Raw genomic sequence first — 17796 nt, forward strand, 5'->3', positions numbered from 1 at the left:
TTGTTGATGATTTCTCGCAAAACCATTTTAACATGAAGCTTCACTATGGATTTTTGTTTTTTTGATTACCTGTTCAAATTCATTTTACAATTAACCTTTGTTTTAGCCTGCGCAGCCGTCGGTGATTTTGATGAAAATATAGTGCGAAAATCGCCTTGGTGTGCTAAAATATGAAGATGATTACATAGTATAGGAAAGGGTTTTGGCATGGCTTCGATTTTTTCTCCATTAACTAAAAATATAGGTATTGACTTGGGAACGTGCACGACCCAGGTCTACGTAGAAGGGCGGGGCGTCGTCTTTTCCGAGCCTTCCATCGTGGCGACGGACGAGCGGAACCGCAAGCTCGTAGCCATCGGCAACGGGGCGGAAAGCATGCTGTCGAAGTCGCCGGAAACGGTGAAGATCCATCGGCCCCTGCTGAACGGCGTCGTCGCCGACTACGGCGTGACGCGGACGATGCTGGGCTATATCCTCAGCAAATGCGTCCGCAGCGTCCAGCGCCTGCGCATCATGGTCGGCGTGCCGGCTGCGGCGTCCAACGTCGAAAAGAGGGCCGTCATGGAAGCCGTCTATCAGGCCGGAGCCAAGGAAGCCTACCTCGTCGACACGGCCGTTGCCGCGGCCATGGGCGTCAACATGCCCGTATACGATCCCGTAGGCAACATGGTCGTTAACATCGGCGGCGGCACGACGAATGTGGCTATCCTTTCCTTGGGCGGCATCGTCGTGTCCAAGTCCATTCACCTGGGCAGCCTCGATTTCAATGAAGCGATTAAAGATTACCTGCGCGGCCAATACGATATCGTCACCGACGACATGACCATTGAAGAGATGAAGATTACCAACGGCTCGGCTGTACTGCCTCTGGAAGACCGGGGCTATTACTTCACAGGCCGGGGCCTCGACGACGGACTGCAGAAGGAATGCGCCGTCCAGGCCAGCGAGCTCTATCAGGTCATCGGCAGGCCCCTCATGAAAATACTCGACTTGGTGCGGTCGGCCCTTCAGGAAACGCCGCCGGAGTTGTCGGCCGATATTATGGAGCACGGCGTCGTGCTGACCGGCGGCGGCGCCAAGCTCAAGGGCATGGAACAGCTCTTTTCTCAGGAACTGGGCGTTCCCGTCGTCCTGGCCGCCGAGCCGGAGCTGGCCGTCGTGCGGGGCATCGGCATCGCCGTAGCGGAACGGGAAAAGCTGGCCCCGGTCATTGAAGGAGCGCAGCGCATTTATAGGAGGAGATTTTAAAATTGTTTTCGTTAGGTAAAAAAAGCGTCGTCATCGTGCTGATACTCTTTGTCCTCATCGCCGTCGTCGGCTGGGCCTGGCGGCAGCGCGAATCGCTGCCCTTCGTAGCCAAGCCGCTACAGATGGCTGCGGCCCCCTTTGAATACGGGGCGAGCCGTATCATGAATTCCTTGGCGTCGGCTTTTCACATCGTCGATATTAGTTTAAAAAACCGCATTGAATGGGAAGCGCTGGAACGGGAAAACGCCGAGCTCAAGAGCCGCACCGTCGACTACGACGAGCTGGTGGCCGAAAACGACCGCCTGCGTCAGCTCCTCGACTTCCGCGCATCCCACGGCCAATACCAGATGGTTGCCGCAGTCGTCATTTCCCGTGATTACGGTACGTGGAGCAACACGATGATCATCGACGCCGGCACGAACGAAGGCGTCGCCAAGGACATGCCCGTCATTACGCCGAGCGGCGTCGTCGGCTTTATCAGCGAGGCCTATCCCCATTCGGCCCGCGTCCAGCTCCTGACGGACCCGCGCACCAGCATCGGCGCTATCGTACAGCGGCCGGAATCGCGCGTATCGTCCGTCGTCCGCGGCAACGGCAACGTGCCGTCGGAACCACAGTTCGTCAACATCGCCAAAGACGCGGATATTCTGGAGGGCGATACCCTCGTCACGTCGGGCTTCGGCTCCATTTATCCCAAGGGATTGTACGTCGGCACCATCGTGTCGATTCACCAGAACGACAACGATTTCGTCAAATACGCCGTCATCCGTCCCAGCGTCGACTTCTCCAAGCTGGAAGAAGTATTCGTCATCTTGAAATCGTCTGATACCGGTTCGTACGACAAGCCCGGCGTCGCGCCGAAGCTCGTTCCCCAGACGAACCGCGATAAAGTAGAAGGAATCAAAGGAGCGGCAGCCTTATGAAAAAGCTGAGTTGCCTTATGACGGCGTTCATCGTATTCATCCTGCAAAGCTCTGTTCTGCCCTTTGTATGCGACGGCATTACCCAGCCGAACCTCGTATTTCTCTTCGTCGTCCTCATGGCCCTTCATCACGGCCAGCGCGTCGGCGTCGCTACGGCTCTGATAGGCGGCGTCTGCCAGGATGTGGTAATCGGCAATTTCCTGGGCGTCCACCTGCTGCCGTATCTCGTCATCGCCTTTGCCTGCAGCTACATAGGCCGCGGCATCGACAAGGACCAGTGGATACTGACGGAGCTCATCGTCCTGGGCGCGACGGAGTGCTGCCTGATTCTGACCTGCGCCGTCCTGTTTATTTCCGGCCAGTTCATCAACGGGGCATCCTATTTGTTTGAATTCAGTATTCCCATGCTGGCGTACCACGGCATACTGGCCCTGCCGGTAGACCGCGTCGTCTGGCGGCTGCGCCGCGACGATTTATACTACGGCCACATGGGATATCGTTGGTAGATGGAGGAACGCGCAGATGCTTGAAGCGTTAATGAAAAAAAAGAGCGATGACGGCCGCTTCCGGTATTTGTATTGGGTCATCATCGCTATCTTCGCCATACTGGTCTGCCGGCTGGCCTATTTGCAGCTCGTAGAAGGGGAGTATTACCACTCCCTGGCCGAAGGAAACCGGCTGCGGGCCGTCCCCATCGCGGCCATGCGCGGCGTCATGTACGACCGGAACGGCCAGATTCTCGTTGGCTCGCGGCCCAGCTTCATGGTGACCTACGTACCGACGAAGGACGGCATGTCCGACGCGGAGCTGAACGAATTGTCGCAGCTGCTGAATATCCCGGAAGCCAAGCTGCGGGAAAAAATAGATAAAGTAAAGAGCTCTTATATCCCGACGGTCCTGGCCAACGACCTGACCCAGGATATTGTCACTAAAATTGAAGAACGGCGCAACGAGCTGCCGGGGATTTCCATCGACGTCCAGCCGATCCGCTACTATCCGTACAATGAAATGGCCGCTCAGATTTTCGGCTACGTCGGACAGATAGACGAGGACGACCAGCAGCGCCTCGAAGGGCAGGAAGGCGTGTCCAATATCACCCAGATCGGCCGGGCCGGCCTGGAAGCGTACTACGACGACCTGCTCCGGGGCAAGGACGGCGGCCGGCAGGTCGAAGTCGACGCTACGGGCAGTCCGGTCAAGGAAATGGAACGAAAGAATCCCGTAGCCAGTCACAACATTCATTTGACCATCGACCTGAACCTGCAGCAGGCGGCGGAAAAGGCTATGGACTCTCAGATTGCCAACGGCATCGGCACGGCGGGCATCGCTATGGTCGCCTTAGACCCCAATACGGGAGCCGTGCTGGCTATGGCCAGCCGCCCGTCGTACAATCCGAACTGGTTTACCCGGGGGATTACGGAAGCCGAATGGTCCCAGATCAACGACAATCCCTATCACCCCATGGAAAACCGGGCCATCGCCGGCGAATATCCGCCGGGCTCGCCCTTTAAGATCATTACCGGCGCCGCCGCCCTGGAACTGAAAAAGGTTACGCCTGACGAATTGATCTTCGACAGCGGCCGCCACTGGCTCGTAGACATGCGCAATGCCGGCGGCGAAGCCCTGGGCTGGATTAACTTTACCGAAGCCTTGTCCAAGTCGGACAACGTATATTTCTATGAAATGGGCCGGCGCGTCGGCATCGACAAGCTGGCGGAATACGCGGCCATGTTCGGCATGGGCAAGAAGACGGGCATCGACCTGCGCGGCGAATCGTCGGGCCTCATTGCCAGCGAGAAATACAAGATGGACACCTTTGGTGAAGACTGGTATCTGGGTGATACGTTCAACTCGGCTATCGGCCAGGGCTTCCAACTCGTCACGCCACTTCAGGCGGCCCTGATCGTCAGCGAAGTGGCCAACGGCGGCATTCAGTACCGCCCCTTTTTGGTCAGCCGCATCGATAATCTCGACGGCACGCCTTATAAGATTTTTGCGCCGGAGCAAATCGGCACCCTGTCCATTTCGCGGTCGACGCTGGATTTGATCCGCGAAGGCATGCGCAACGTTACGGAAGAGGGGACGGCGGGATATATCTTCGCCGATTTCCCCATCCAGGTAGCCGGCAAGACCGGTACGGCCGAAAACTACAGCGGCCAGGACCACGGCTGGTTCGTGGCCTACGCGCCCTTCGACCATCCGCGCATCGTCATCGCCGTTCTCGTTGAACAGGGCGGGTACGGTTCCAGCGCGTCCGCGCCGATTGTTAAGGAAATGCTGGAAGAATTTTTCCACGTCGGCAAATACGCCGCCGGCATGCCGAAGGACGAAGAGAAGGACCAGAAGGCAGGCGCCGACGGAGCGGCGGCCCAGGACGCCGAGCCGGCAGAATAGGATTTGTAATTTCGTATTGTACAGAAAGGAGTCGTTCTCATGTCAACCATCATAGCTATCGCCTCGGGTAAGGGCGGCGTCGGCAAGACGCTGGTTACGGCCTCCCTGGCTATCGCCCTGCAGCGCCGCGGCCATTCCGTACTGGCCGTCGACGCCGATATGGGCCTGCGCAACTTAGATCTCATGTTTGGCATGCAGGACGACGTCCTGTACGATATAGGCGACGTCATCAAGGGACGCTGCCGCGCCGGCGAAGCCGTCATGACTGTTGCCGGCAAGCTGGACTTTTTAGCGGCCAGCCAGAAGCATACGTGGGAAAAAATCGACGCGCCGACGTACCATTATATCGTCGAAACCTTGTCTAAAGACCACGACTATACCCTCATCGACTGTCCGCCGGGGCGGGGGCGGGCCTACAAGGACGCCACGGCCATTGCCGACCGCATTTTCTTCGTCGTCGAGCCGACGTGGTCGTCTATGCGCGACGCCGCCCGGGTCATGCAGTTCTGCAACAAGCGCAAGCGCTTCAATTACGACGTGCTGTTCAATAATTTCTACAGCGGCGTACCCGGCTATGTGCCGGTGCAGGATATGCTGCAGATTTTAAATCCCGAAACCGTCGCTGGCATTCTGCCTCACGACCCGGCGGTGCACCGGGCTGCCCACGAGGGCTGCCTCCTGCACGCGGCGGAGACTCCCTTTATGAAAGCCCTGGCTCAGACAGTGGCTTACGTCGAAGGGGGAGCGGCTCCGGACATTGGCAGCCTGACGGCTCTGCTGCCGACGGCGGAAGGAGCCGGCGCAGAGGAAAAAGAAAGCTTGCCCGTTGCTGACGAGGAAGAAAAAGAATCTCTCGGCTGCATGAAGGCCCTGGCCGTAGCGGAGCTGCAGAAAGCGGCGGCTATTCTGAACGGCACGGCGGCCGAGCCCGAAGAAGAACCAGAAGAAGACGCGGCAGACGAGGATATGCCTCGACGGCCCAGGGGCCTGTCCCTGCGGCGGCGGCGCGACCAGTCTGCAGCTTGGCGACATTATCGCCGATAGGAGTTCCTATATATGTTGAAACGAGAATGGAAAAATTTAGATAAAGTGCTGCTCGTCATAAGCTTCCTCATCATAGGCGTCAGCTTATGCATTATCGGCAGCGCCACGCACATTAACAAAGGCATCATCAATTACGATTTCGTCATCCGTCAGGGCATAGGGTTTATCATCAATTTAGCCCTCGTCCTGTTTTTCTGCCACTACGATTACACGCGGCTCAAGCGCTTCGCCAAGCCCTTGTACGTCGTCAACCTGCTCATGCTGCTGGCCGTCATGTTTGTCGGCACATCGGCCTTAGGGGCCCAGCGGTGGATTCAGATCGGGCCGATTACGGTGCAGCCGTCGGAATTTGCCAAGATCATCATGATCGTCTGCACAGCGGCCCTGCTGTCGGAACGGGTCGGCCAGCTCAATACGTTCCGCAGCGTCCTGCCTGTCGGCTTATTCATCGGCATCCCCTTCCTGCTCGTATTGAAGCAGCCCGACTTGGGGACGAGCCTCGTCTTTTTGGCCATCGGTTTGGGAATGGTATTTGTATCGCGCATCAAGCTGTCCCTGCTGCGCAATATCGCCGCCGTCGGCGTTATCCTGGCGCCTATTGGCTGGCACTTCCTGAAGGATTACCAGAAGGCCCGCATTACCGTATTTTTGGACCCCAACGCCGACCCTTTCGGCGCGGGCTATCATATCATCCAGTCTAAAATTGCCATCGGCTCGGGCATGCTTTTCGGCAAGGGATTGTTTCAGGGCTCCCAGAGCCAGCTGAACTTCCTGCCGGAAAACCATACGGACTTCATCTTTTCCGTTATCGGCGAAGAGCTGGGCTTTTTAGGCTGCGTATTTCTGCTGTTTTTGTATTTCGTGCTCATTTACCGCGGCCTCATGATCGCCAAGGAGTGCAAGGACCCCTTCGGCATGCTTTTGGCTACAGGCGTCATTTCCATGTGGACCTTCCAGATTCTGGTCAACGTCGGCATGACCTGCGGCATCATGCCGGTTACGGGGATTCCGCTGCCCTTTATGAGCTACGGCGTCAGCGCCCTGACGACCAATATGGTAGGCCTGGGGATTTTGCTCAGCGTGTACATGCGCCAGCAGACTATGATTTTTTAGCGATTAGGAGGAAATTCAGTGTCCCGTACTGTTTCGATAGATCCGATTTTGCTCAGCAAGGTCAGCAAGCCGGCCCGCTACGTCGGCGGCGAATGGAACAGCGTCGTCAAGAACCACGACGACGTAAAGCTGACCGTTGCCTATTGTTTTCCCGACGTATATGAAGTAGCCATGAGCCATTTAGGCCTGCGCATTCTCTACGCCCTGCTCAACGAGCGGGACGACGTGGCGGCCGAGCGCGTCTACGCGCCGTGGCCCGACATGGAAGAGGTCATGCGCCAGAAGGGCTATCCCCTCTTTTCCCTGGAGACGAAGACGCCTGTCGCCGATTTCGATATGGTCGGCTTCACCCTTCAGTATGAAATGAGCTTTACCAATATCCTGAATATGCTGGATTTGGCCGGCATTCCCCTTTTTTCCAAGGACAGGGGAGAGGATATGCCCCTCGTCGCCGCCGGCGGCCCCTGCGCCTACAATGCCGAGCCGTTGGCCGATTACGTCGACATCTTTTTCCTCGGCGAATCGGAAGAGTCGACGCAGCTGACGGCCGATACGATCATCGCCTGGAAGGAGCAGGGCAAGCCCGGCGGCAAGAAGGGGCTGCTGAAGCAGCTGGCCCAGCAGCAGGGAAACTATGTGCCGGCCTTTTACGACGCCCGGTATGACGAGCAGGGGAATTTCCTGGGGCTCGTGCCGACGGAGCCGGAAGCGAAGGAACACATTGAAAAATGCGTTGTCGCCGACATGGAGCATGCCTTTTTCCCGACGAAGCCCCTCGTGCCGAATATCGACATCGTCCACAACCGGGCCGTCCTCGAACTGTTCCGCGGCTGCAGCCGGGGCTGCCGGTTCTGCCAGGCCGGCATGCTGTACCGTCCCGTCCGGGAAAAATCGCCGCAGCGCCTCGTACAGCTGGCAAAGGAAATCGTCGCCAACTCCGGCTATGACGAAATCTCCCTCATGAGCCTCAGCTCGGCCGACTATTCCTGTCTGCCCGAGCTGGTCGACATGCTGCTGGATGAGTTTAAGGATCAGAAGGTCAGCGTCAGCCTGCCGTCGCTGCGCGTCGACAGCTTTTCCGTCGACATTGCCAAGAAGGTCCAGCAGGTTCGCAAGAGCGGCCTGACCTTCGCGCCCGAAGCGGGGACGCAGCGCCTCCGCGACGTCATCAACAAGGGCGTAACGGAAGAAAATCTCCTGAAGGCTTGTGAAAACGCTTTCCAAAATGGCTGGTCTACAGTTAAGCTGTATTTCATGATGGGCTTGCCGACAGAGACGGACGAAGATTTAGCCGGTATTGCCGACCTAGCTTATAAGGTTCTGAACCTGTACCGCACGGTGACGAAGAAGAACAACGGCAAGGTCACCGTATCCGTGTCGAGCTTCGTACCCAAGTCCCACACGGCCTTCCAATGGTTCGGCCAGCTTCCCGTTGAAGAAATTCAGCGCAAGCAGGCCTATTTGAAGAGCCTTATCCGGGACAAGCACATTTCGTACCACTACCACGACGCCAAGACGGGCTATTTGGAAGCGACCTTCGCCCGTGGCGACCGCCGCATGAGCCAGGTCCTCTATGAAGCGTGGAAGCTGGGATGTAAATTCGACGGCTGGACGGAGCTGTTCGACTACGACAAGTGGATGGAAGCCTTTGCCAACGCCGGCGTCGATCCCGATTACTTCGCTGCCCGCCAGCGCGATGTGAACGAGCCCCTGCCGTGGGACCACCTGAGCAACGGCGCGTCCAAGGCCTTCCTCCAGCGGGAATGGCAGAAGGCCGTCGGCGGAGAGCTGACTCACGACTGCCGTCATCTGAGCTGCACGGGATGCGGCGTATGCCCGAATTTAGGCGTAGAAATCATCGACAGAAAGGAAGGTGCCGGCCGTGGAAAGACTGCGTTTAGCTGTTAAAAAGGACGGGGCTCTGCAATTTTTGTCCCACCTGGATTTTGCCCGGGCCGTCCGCTACGTCATCATCCGGGCCCGCCTGCCCATCGCCTATTCCGAAGGCTTTAATCCCCATATGAAGCTGAGCTTCGCCTCGGCTCTCGGCGTCGGCGTAAGGGCCGACGAAGAATATCTGGACATGGAGCTGCGCGAGCGCCTGCCTGTAGAAGACGTCGTCAAGCAGATGAACGCCCAGTCGCCGGACGGCTTTGTCGTCCTGGGCGGCAAATACGTCGACGCCAGGGCGCCTAAGCTCATGGCGATGGCCAATTATGCCGTGTACCGCCTGACCGGCCCCGTACAGGCCGGATACGGCGACGACGCCCTTCAGAAGGCGCTGCAGGCCTTCAACGATGCCTCCGACGTCATGTACGAAAAGGTGTCGCCTAAGGATGCGCGCAAGGTGCGCCTCATCAACGTGAAGCATCACGTCGTCGAGCCTCTTTCCGGAAAGACCGACGGTGAAACGCTGACCCTGCGCGTCGGTATCCTGCAGACTGACGAAGGGGCTATCAAGCCTCAGCAGGTCTGGGAAGTGCTGGGCAAGCAGTTCGGCATTCCCTTGGATGCGGACATGATGCTGGCCCGCCGCATCGGCATATACCACCGCCGGGGCCGCAAAAACCAGTCCCTCTTTGAAACGATATAACCTCATGAAAAAAGCGCCCTGCCGGCAGCTCCGATACGCTGCGGCGAGGCGCTTTTGCCTATTTATATCTATGTCATTTTGCTTGAAGAACGCCGTGCAGTTCGGCGACGGACAGTCTGTCTTCCGTTTCTTCCGGCGCGGCGTAGAGGATAGGCGACGAGAAGGTGTTGCCGTTTTTGAGGGCTTCTTTCCCGTAGGAGCCTCTCGTTTCGATGATGAACTGCGTGTCCTCATGGACGGCCTCACAGCTGTGCAGGCATTCCATGATTTCCGCCAGCTCTTCGTCCGACTGGGGAGAGCAGATGATGTGGTAGGCGAAAATATCTTCCGATACGACGGAGAACAGCTTGTCGGCAAAATCCGATTCCGAGAAGGGGCCGTCACAGCGGATGGTGAGGATAGGCATGATGTCGGCTTCCGTCGCTTCGTCGGCCAGCTCGTCGATCTTGTCTATGTCCAGTGTCGATTCGATTTCCACGGCGTCGATGAGGCCCGTGCGGATGGCGAAAAATAAGATGTCGTAGTAGTCGTCCTGCGTCTGGTAATATTCCGGCAGCTCGGCCATGGGGCAGGAAAAGACGACCCGCTGGTCACGGAGCGGACTGGTGATGAGGAGCAGGGCGTTGCCGATTTGGGAGAAATTGCTGACGCCGTTAAAGGTTGCGGCGTTGAATTCGATGACGTCAGCCGGATATTCCGACAAGGCGCGGACGGCGTCGCTGAGCTCTTCGATCGTTTCGCCGCGCAGGGTGAGGCAAAGCTGCGGATGGGACTCGCGCAGGTGCAGGCCCGGTAATTGAGACATGACGATAACCTCCTTTTAAATGGCGGGATATACAAAAAGCAGCCTTTACGGCTGCTTCATAGGTGGTGCGCCTAGTAGGATTCGAACCTACGCACCCGGTTCCGGAGACCGGTGCTCTATCCCCTGAGCTATAGGCGCATGTATGGCTCTCGGCGAATACTTTACTAGTCTACCACGTTTTGCCGGAAAATACAAGAGACAGATTCGCTTTTTGCTGAAACCGTTATTTTTACGGTATATTTCCTAATATACTGGCGACAGTAAAAGGTTTAACTTAATAATTTTTTGTAAAATTTAAGAAATTCCCTTGCCAAGACGTTTTTCATGTGATAATATACACATCAACAAGTCAAAATAAAAATGCGTTGAAGAGAAATAGTAGGTTCCAGAAAGTTTGCAGAGAGCTGCTGGCCGGTGAGAAGCAGCAACGGAATGGAAGTGAACTCGTCTCTAAGCAGCTCGCTGAAACGACAGTAGGTGGAGCCGGGGCCTGGCCGTTAACAAACAGGAGGGTATCGACGATATGTCCGTACCTATAGAGAGCATGCCTTTGGGCATGAATGAGAGTGGTAACGCGTAAGGATATCTTTCGTCTCTTAACGAGGCGGAAGATTTTTTTTTATTTTGATTATGTTATATTTGCCGTATGTATTTCATGATCAAGGAGAGATGGAAGTATGAGAAACGTAGAACATTACAAAAAAGGGTATTACATGCCCCCTGTCGTCGATATGTCGTGGGCATACAAGGATTGCCCCGACAAGGCCCCCGTATGGTGCAGCGTCGATTTGCGCGACGGCAACCAGGCCCTCATCATTCCTATGAGCCTTGATGAAAAAATCGAATTTTACAAGACCCTCGTAGCCATGGGCTTCAAGGAAATCGAAGTAGGCTTCCCGGCAGCGTCGGAAACGGAATACGAATTCCTGCGCTACCTCGTCGAGCACGACATGATTCCCGACGACGTGACCGTCCAGGTACTGACCCAGGCCCGGGAGCACATCATCCGCAAGACCTTCGAGGCCCTGCAGGGCGTCAAAAACGCCATCGTCCATGTCTACAACTCGACGTCCTTCGCCCAGCGGCAGCAGGTCTTCCGCATGTCCAAGGAAGAAATCAAGCAGATTGCCGTCGACGGCGCGAAATTGCTCCAGCGCCTGACAGACGAAGCCGGCGCCGACTACCGCTTCGAATATTCGCCGGAAAGCTTCACCGGCACCGAGCCGGAATACGCCCTGGAGGTATGCAACGCCGTTCTGGACGTATGGAAACCCACGGCCGACCGCAAGGCCATCATCAACCTGCCGTCGACGGTGCAGATGTCCATGCCGCACGTCTTCGCCGCCCAGATTGCCTACATGTCGCAGAACCTGAAATACCGCGACAACGTCGTCTTGTCCGTCCATCCGCATAACGACCGCGGCACGGGCGTAGCCGACGCGGAAATGGCCCTCCTGGCCGGGGCGGACCGCGTCGAAGGGACATTGTTCGGCAACGGCGAACGGACGGGCAACGTCGATATCGTCACCGTCGCCATGAACATGTTCGCCTTGGGCGTCGACCCGCAGCTGGATTTTTCCAACATGCCCAAGCTTGTCGACACGTACGAACGGGTGACGCGCATGCATGTTCATCCCAGACAGCCCTACGCAGGCCAGCTGGTCTTTGCCGCCTTCTCCGGCTCCCATCAGGACGCCATCGCCAAGGGCATGCATTTCCGCGAAGAAGGAAACGAGCAGTACTGGACCTGCCCGTATCTGTATATCGATCCCCACGACGTGGGACGTACCTACGACTCCGACGTCATCCGCATCAACAGCCAGTCCGGCAAGGGCGGCGTAGGCTTCATCATGGAGCAGAACTACGGCATCGACATGCCCAAGAAGATGCGCGAAGATTTCAGCTATTTCGTCAAGAGCGTATCGGATCACAAGCATCAGGAGCTCAAGCCGGCTGAAATCTACGACGTATTCGAGCAGAATTACTTGAACGTAGGCTGGCCCTTGAAGGTAGAAAACTTCTTCGTACAGAAATTCGGCGGCCAGTGGATCGGCAAGATTTTAGTCAAGGCCGACGAAGAAGAGGTCATCCTGGAAGGACGGGGCAACGGCCAGCTCAACGCCATCAGCAACGCCATCTGCGAAGCCTACGGCATCGAAATCGACAACCTCGTGTACAGCGAACACGATTTGGACCGCGGCTCCGACTCGCGCGGCATCGCCTACTTCGGCCTGACGGACAAGCAAGGCCGTACGACCTGGGGCGCCGGCGTCGATACGGATACGATGACCGCTTCGATTTTCGCCTTCATCACGGCGATCAACCGCATGGAGGGCATGGCCCAGCGCGTCCGCTTCCGCCACCTGACGTCCGATCCGGCGGCGGTCAGCGAATTCAAGGCTATTGCAGGACAACACTAAACCGACAACGCAGGGGTGCGCCGGCGACGGCGCGCCCACTATATTGCTATCAGAGGAGGAATAGACTCACATGGGAATGACGATGACGCAGAAGATACTGGCAAAGCACGCCGGCCTTCCTTCTGTCAAAGCAGGAGATTTGATTGCGTGCAAATTAGATATGGTACTGGCCAACGACATTACGGCTCCGCCGGCCATCGCTGAATTCAATAAAATCGGCCGGCCCGTCTTCGACAAGGATAAAATCGCCTTGGTGCCGGACCATTTCACGCCGAACAAGGACATTAAATCGGCAGGCCTGGCGAAAATCGTCCGCGATTTTGCCAGGGAACACGAAATTACCCATTACTTTGAAGTCGGCCGCGTCGGCATCGAGCACGTCCTCTTGCCCGAGCAGGGCATCGTAGGGCCGGGTATGCTGACCATCGGCGCCGACTCCCATACCTGTACGTACGGCGCATTAGGCGGCTTTGCCACCGGCGTCGGCTCGACCGATTTAGGCGTGGCCATGGCCACGGGCGAAGCGTGGTTTAAGGTGCCCGAAGCCATCAACGTCCACCTGACGGGGCAAAAGCCTGACGATATTACGGGCAAGGACGTCATGCTGACCCTCATCGGCATGATCGGCGTCGACGGCGCGCTGTACAAATCGCTGGAATTCACCGGCGAAGGTGTGGCGGCCCTCACCATGACCGACCGCCTGACCATTGCCAACATGGCTATTGAAGCCGGTGCGAAGAACGGGATTTTCCCCGTCGACGAACAGACGATAGCCTACGAAAAAGGCCGCATCAACTACGAATACGACGTCGTCACAGCCGATGAAGACGCCGAATACTGCCGGATCGTCGACATCAACCTGTCCGAACTGAAGCCTGTCGTAGCCTTCCCGCATCTGCCGGGCAATACGAAGGTCATCGGGACCTTCGGCGACATCGCTATCGATCAGGTCGTCATCGGCTCCTGCACGAACGGCCGTCTGGAAGATTTGGAAATCGCCGCGTCGATCCTGAAGGGACGCAAGGTTCATCCCCGCGTCCGCTGCATCGTCATCCCCGGCAGCCAGCAGGTCTACATGGACGCCATGAAGGCCGGCTATATCGAAACCTTCATTACGGCGGGCTGCGCCGTGTCTACGCCGACGTGCGGCCCCTGCCTGGGCGGCTACATGGGCATCCTCGCCGCCGGCGAAAAATGCGTGTCCACGACGAACCGCAATTTCCGCGGCCGCATGGGCCACGTCGACAGCGAAGTCTATCTGGCAGGGCCGCAGGTCGCCGCTGCCAGCGCAATTCTCGGCAAGATAGCCGCACCGAAGGAGGTTCAGTAACATGAGTTTAGAAGGAAAGGTTTGGCGCTACGGCGACAACATAGATACGGACGTCATCATCCCGGCACGGTATTTGAACAGCTTTGACCCGAAGGAATTGGCGTCGCACTGCATGGTGGACATTGACGAATCCTTTGCAGACAATGTCCGGGAAGGGGATATCATGGTCGGCGGCCACAACTTCGGCTGCGGCTCGTCGCGGGAACACGCGCCCATCGCCATTAAGGCCTCCGGCGTGCCCGTCGTCATCGCCGCCAGCTTCGCCCGCATTTTCTACCGCAACGCCATTAACGTCGGCCTGCCCGTACTGGAAATCGGCGACGACGTGGAAAAAATCAAGGCCGGCGACGTGCTGGACGTCGACTTGTCCACGGGGAAAATCGTCGATAAGACGACAGGCGACGTCTTCCTGGCACCGCCCCTGCCGGGCTTCATCCAGGATATCGCCAAGGCCGGCGGATTAATCAACTATGTGAAGGAGTATAAATAAGCATGTCTAAGCATATCGTAGTCATTCCCGGCGACGGGATAGGCAAGGAAATTACCGACGCAGCCGTCAAGGTGCTGCAGAAAATAGATGACAAATTTCATATCGGCCTGACCTTCGAGACGAAGGACGCCGGCGGCACGGCTTATGACAAATACGGCACGCCACTGCCCAACGATACGGTCGAAGCGGCGAAGAAGGCCGACGCCGTCCTCTTCGGTGCCGTCGGCGGCGACCAGTGGGACAACGTCGAACCGTCCCTCCGTCCCGAACGGGCCGTCTTGGGCCTGCGCAAGGCCTTGGGATTGTACGTCAACCTCCGTCCCGTCAAGGTATCTCCCGTACTGGCCGAGTATTCGCCCTTGAAGCCGGACATCGTCACCGGTACGGACATCGTCATCGTCCGCGAGCTCATCGGCGGCATTTACTTCGGCGACAAATGCGAATCAGAAATCCACAACGGCGTCGAACGGGCCTGGGATCTGGAAAACTACAGCGTGCCCGAAGTACAGCGCATTACGCGCTTTGCCATGGAAGCGGCGCGGAAACGGCGCGGCAAGGTCACGTCCGTCGATAAATCCAACGTCCTGGCTACGTCCCGTCTGTGGCGTCGCACCGTCATAGACGTAGCCAAGGACTATCCCGACATCGCCCTGAACCATTACTACGTCGACAACTGTGCCATGCAGCTGGCCCTGAACCCGACGCAGTTCGATGTCATCGTCACGGGCAACCTCTTCGGCGACATTCTGAGCGACGAAGCAGCCGTATTAGGCGGTTCCATCGGCATGATGCCTTCGGCTTCCATCGGCGAGCTTACCAGCCTGTACGAGCCCATTCACGGCTCGGCGCCGGACATTGCCGGTCAGGGCATTGCCAATCCCTGCGCTACCATTTTGTCGGCAGCCATGCTCCTGCGCTATTCCTTGGACGAAGACGCCGCTGCCGACGCTATCGAAGCTGCTGTCGACAAGGCTCTGGCCGATGGCTGGCGTACAGCCGACCTGTATAAAGAGGGCTTCAAAAAAGCAGATACCCATACGATGACCGACGTCGTATGTCAATATATCTGATATATCATCCCCAGTAGACAAAAGGGAAACGACCTGTTCGCAGGCGTTTCCCTTTTGTTCTATATACCTTTATATGGGCTTTTTAAAACCACTGGTCGTGCTGCTGGCAGGCCTGGATGACGGCTTGCAGGGGCGGCGTGATGAATTTGTCCTTGTGGCGGACGATTTTGAAGATGCGCTTGAAGGCGACGCGGTCTACCGGCAGGAGGGCGAGGCGGCCGGCGGCGATGTCTTCGTCTACGAGGCGGCGGGACAGGATGGTAGCGCCTAGGCCGGCCATGACGACCTTTTTCAGGGCTTCCGTATTGTTGAACGAGCCGGCAATGCGCACGGCGGCGTGGTGCTGCTCCATGGTTTGAAGAAAGAGGTCCCGCGTGCCGCTGCCTTCCTCGCGCAGGTACATGGTCAGGCTGCACAGTTCTTGTACCGAAAGGGAGGCGCGCTGGGCCAGGGGACAGGGCGGCGGCGCGACGACGACCAGCTCGTCGACCATGAAGGGCGAAGACAACAAATAGGGCGACGAAATGTCCCCTTCGACCAGGGCCAGGTCGATGTCGTCGCGCAGGAGCATGTGTTCCAGCTCGCTCGTGTTGTGGATTTCCGACAAGATTTCCTGCGCAGGATGACGGCTTTTTAGCTGTTGGAGCAGCTCGACGAGGAATATTTCGCCGATAGTCACGCTGGCGCCGATGCGGACGGGAGCCGTGCGGCTGAAGGAGTGGAGGGCCTGTTCGGCCTGGGCTGTCAGCGACAAGATTTGCCGTCCATAGGCCAGGAGGCTCTGTCCGGCCGGCGTGATGTGCAGCCGCCGCCCCAGCCGCTCGAAGAGGCAGACCTCGTAGGCCTCTTCCAATTCCTTGATAGTTTGGCTGACTGAAGGCTGGGTCATGTGCAGCCGTTTGGCCGCGCCGGTCATGCTGTTTTCCTCGCAGACGGCGAGAAAGACGGACAGATGGCGCAGCGTCATAGACATATCCATAATGAATCACCTATTAAAACGATAAAATAATACAATTTTACATATACATAATACCATGATACACTTCTTTCATGACGTTTTCAAATACGATATGAAGGAAGTGTATCTGCATGAATGTATGGAAAGGCTTGGCCTTTACCCTCGTGTTTGCTGTTCCGGCCTATTTCCTGGGCCAGTATTTCCCCATCATCGGCGGGCCCGTATTCGGGATTCTGCTGGGGATGGTCTTCGCCTCCGTCCGGCGGCCTGCCGTGTTGGAAGAGGGCATTGCCTATACGGGCAAGAAGGTGCTCCAGTATTCGATTATTTTGCTCGGCTTTGAAATGAACTTATACCATGTTCTGGATACGGGAGCGAAATCGGTGTCGGTCATGGTCTGCACCTTGGCGACGGCCTTTCTCGTAGCCATCGTCGTCGGCCGGCTTCTCCGCCTGGAATTTAAGACGACGACTCTCATTGGCGCCGGCACGGCCATCTGCGGCGGTTCGGCCATTGCCGCCGTGGCGCCGGTCATCGAAGCTAAGGAAAAAGACGTGGCCTTTTCCATTTCGACGATTTTCTTGTTCAATATCGCCGCCGTCTTTATCTTTCCCTTTTTAGGACATCTCATGGGCATGAGCGACGCTGGCTTCGGCATGTGGGCCGGCACAGCCATTAACGACACGTCGTCCGTCGTCGCCGCCGGCTATTCGTACAGCGACGCCGCCGGCAGCCTGGCGACCATTACGAAGCTCACCCGGGCGCTCATGATCGTGCCGGTCTGCCTGGTTATGGCGGTTATCATGGCTCGCCGCAAGCGCGGCGCCGCCCAGGGCAGCACGTTCAGCTTGAAAAAAGTATTTCCGTACTTTATCGCATGGTTTGTCGTAGCCTCCGTCGTCAATACGACAGGCGTCCTGCCGGCGGACGTATCTCATTTTCTGGGCCAGCTGGGGAAATTCATGATTATCGCTGCCATGACGGCCATCGGCCTGCGTACCAACCTGCGCTCCTTAGTCCGCAACGGCGTCCGGCCCATAGTGCTGGGCCTGGTCTGCTGGTTCAGCGTGTCCGTCGTCAGCCTCATCGTGCAGCACGCTATAGGATTGATTTAAATTCCTTATAAAACGAAATATGGTTGTAAAAGTCTGTTCTCTTTTAGATAGTTGAACTGACCCCCAAAAGTTAGACCAAAAATCTAACGATTGGAGGTCAGTTTTTTATGGCGAAATACAGTTACAAATTTAAGGGTTAATTGTAAAATGAATTTGAACAGGTAATCAAAAAAAAAATCCATAGTGAAGCTTCATGTTAAAATGGTTTTGCGAGAAATCATCAACAAAGGAGCAATCACTATGGATCACATCCATTCTAACACAATTGAGGACGTACGTACACCCGGCCGCCA

Annotated in this window: 15 protein-coding genes, 1 tRNA gene and 1 other annotated feature; of the genes, 13 read left to right on the forward strand and 3 right to left on the reverse strand. The window is 56.9% G+C overall.

Translation table 11 applies throughout. The features are described 5' to 3' along the window. Positions 1 to 207 precede the first annotated feature (207 nt). Genes mreB through OCV58_RS11585 form a run of 8 tightly spaced genes read left to right on the forward strand, consistent with a single transcriptional unit; the run spans position 208 to position 9315 of the window. Positions 208 to 1248: a rod shape-determining protein gene (gene mreB / locus OCV58_RS11550; protein WP_087477495.1), complete on the forward strand. Its 1041-nt coding sequence runs from the start codon at positions 208 to 210 to the stop codon at positions 1246 to 1248. A gap of 2 nt (positions 1249 to 1250) precedes the next feature. After that, entirely contained in the window at positions 1251 to 2171 is a 921-nt protein-coding gene (gene mreC / locus OCV58_RS11555) for a rod shape-determining protein MreC (protein WP_087477494.1), read from the forward strand. Continuing rightward, positions 2168 to 2677, forward strand: coding sequence for a rod shape-determining protein MreD (gene mreD, locus OCV58_RS11560; RefSeq protein WP_154877921.1), 510 nt, complete (start codon positions 2168 to 2170; stop codon positions 2675 to 2677). The genes mreC and mreD overlap by 4 nt, the downstream gene beginning before the upstream one ends. 16 nt (positions 2678 to 2693) lie before the next feature. After that, complete coding sequence (gene mrdA / locus OCV58_RS11565; RefSeq protein ID WP_154877922.1) at positions 2694 to 4565, forward strand: penicillin-binding protein 2; 1872 nt, start codon at positions 2694 to 2696, stop codon at positions 4563 to 4565. A gap of 39 nt (positions 4566 to 4604) precedes the next feature. Beyond that, positions 4605 to 5609: a P-loop NTPase gene (locus OCV58_RS11570; RefSeq protein ID WP_154877923.1), complete on the forward strand. Its 1005-nt coding sequence runs from the start codon at positions 4605 to 4607 to the stop codon at positions 5607 to 5609. Between the two features lie 12 nt (positions 5610 to 5621). Beyond that, positions 5622 to 6722 carry a rod shape-determining protein RodA gene (gene rodA, locus OCV58_RS11575; RefSeq protein ID WP_107195258.1) on the forward strand — a complete coding sequence of 367 codons (1101 nt, stop codon included), beginning with the start codon at positions 5622 to 5624 and terminating at the stop codon, positions 6720 to 6722. Positions 6723 to 6740: 18 nt separating this feature from the next. Then, positions 6741 to 8630 carry a TIGR03960 family B12-binding radical SAM protein gene (locus OCV58_RS11580; protein ID WP_154877924.1) on the forward strand — a complete coding sequence of 630 codons (1890 nt, stop codon included), beginning with the start codon at positions 6741 to 6743 and terminating at the stop codon, positions 8628 to 8630. Then, positions 8605 to 9315 (forward strand): TIGR03936 family radical SAM-associated protein, encoded by a 711-nt coding sequence (locus tag OCV58_RS11585; protein ID WP_154877925.1) that lies wholly within the window; start codon positions 8605 to 8607, stop codon positions 9313 to 9315. The genes OCV58_RS11580 and OCV58_RS11585 overlap by 26 nt, the downstream gene beginning before the upstream one ends. 73 nt (positions 9316 to 9388) lie before the next feature. On the opposite strand, the gene OCV58_RS11590 is transcribed toward OCV58_RS11585, so the two are convergent. Further along, a complete protein-coding gene (locus OCV58_RS11590; RefSeq protein WP_154877926.1) occupies positions 9389 to 10120 on the reverse strand; it encodes a type I 3-dehydroquinate dehydratase in 732 nt (243 codons plus the stop codon). A gap of 63 nt (positions 10121 to 10183) precedes the next feature. Next, a tRNA-Arg gene (locus tag OCV58_RS11595) sits at positions 10184 to 10258 on the reverse strand. Between the two features lie 218 nt (positions 10259 to 10476). Then, positions 10477 to 10720: a binding site (T-box leader), on the forward strand. Between the two features lie 77 nt (positions 10721 to 10797). Here OCV58_RS11595 and OCV58_RS11600 point away from each other — a divergent pair. From OCV58_RS11600 to leuB, 4 genes are all read left to right on the forward strand, one after another. After that, positions 10798 to 12540, forward strand: a complete 1743-nt coding sequence (locus OCV58_RS11600) for a 2-isopropylmalate synthase (RefSeq protein ID WP_107195254.1) — start codon at positions 10798 to 10800, stop codon at positions 12538 to 12540. A 70-nt stretch (positions 12541 to 12610) separates the two neighbouring features. Beyond that, positions 12611 to 13870 (forward strand): 3-isopropylmalate dehydratase large subunit, encoded by a 1260-nt coding sequence (gene leuC / locus OCV58_RS11605; RefSeq protein ID WP_154877927.1) that lies wholly within the window; start codon positions 12611 to 12613, stop codon positions 13868 to 13870. A gap of 1 nt (position 13871) precedes the next feature. Further along, a complete protein-coding gene (locus tag OCV58_RS11610) occupies positions 13872 to 14360 on the forward strand; it encodes a 3-isopropylmalate dehydratase small subunit (protein ID WP_154877928.1) in 489 nt (162 codons plus the stop codon). A gap of 2 nt (positions 14361 to 14362) precedes the next feature. Continuing rightward, positions 14363 to 15430 carry a 3-isopropylmalate dehydrogenase gene (leuB, locus tag OCV58_RS11615; RefSeq protein ID WP_154877929.1) on the forward strand — a complete coding sequence of 356 codons (1068 nt, stop codon included), beginning with the start codon at positions 14363 to 14365 and terminating at the stop codon, positions 15428 to 15430. Between the two features lie 82 nt (positions 15431 to 15512). Here leuB and OCV58_RS11620 read toward each other — a convergent pair whose 3' ends face one another. Continuing rightward, positions 15513 to 16409 (reverse strand): LysR family transcriptional regulator, encoded by an 897-nt coding sequence (locus tag OCV58_RS11620; RefSeq protein WP_267312916.1) that lies wholly within the window; start codon positions 16407 to 16409, stop codon positions 15513 to 15515. Between the two features lie 110 nt (positions 16410 to 16519). Here OCV58_RS11620 and OCV58_RS11625 point away from each other — a divergent pair, with 110 nt between their 5' ends. Beyond that, positions 16520 to 17503, forward strand: coding sequence for a YeiH family protein (locus tag OCV58_RS11625; RefSeq protein ID WP_154877930.1), 984 nt, complete (start codon positions 16520 to 16522; stop codon positions 17501 to 17503). Positions 17504 to 17796 lie beyond the last annotated feature (293 nt).

The sequence above is a fragment of the Megasphaera stantonii genome (assembly GCF_025567065.1).
GTDB lineage: Bacteria > Bacillota > Negativicutes > Veillonellales > Megasphaeraceae > Megasphaera > Megasphaera stantonii.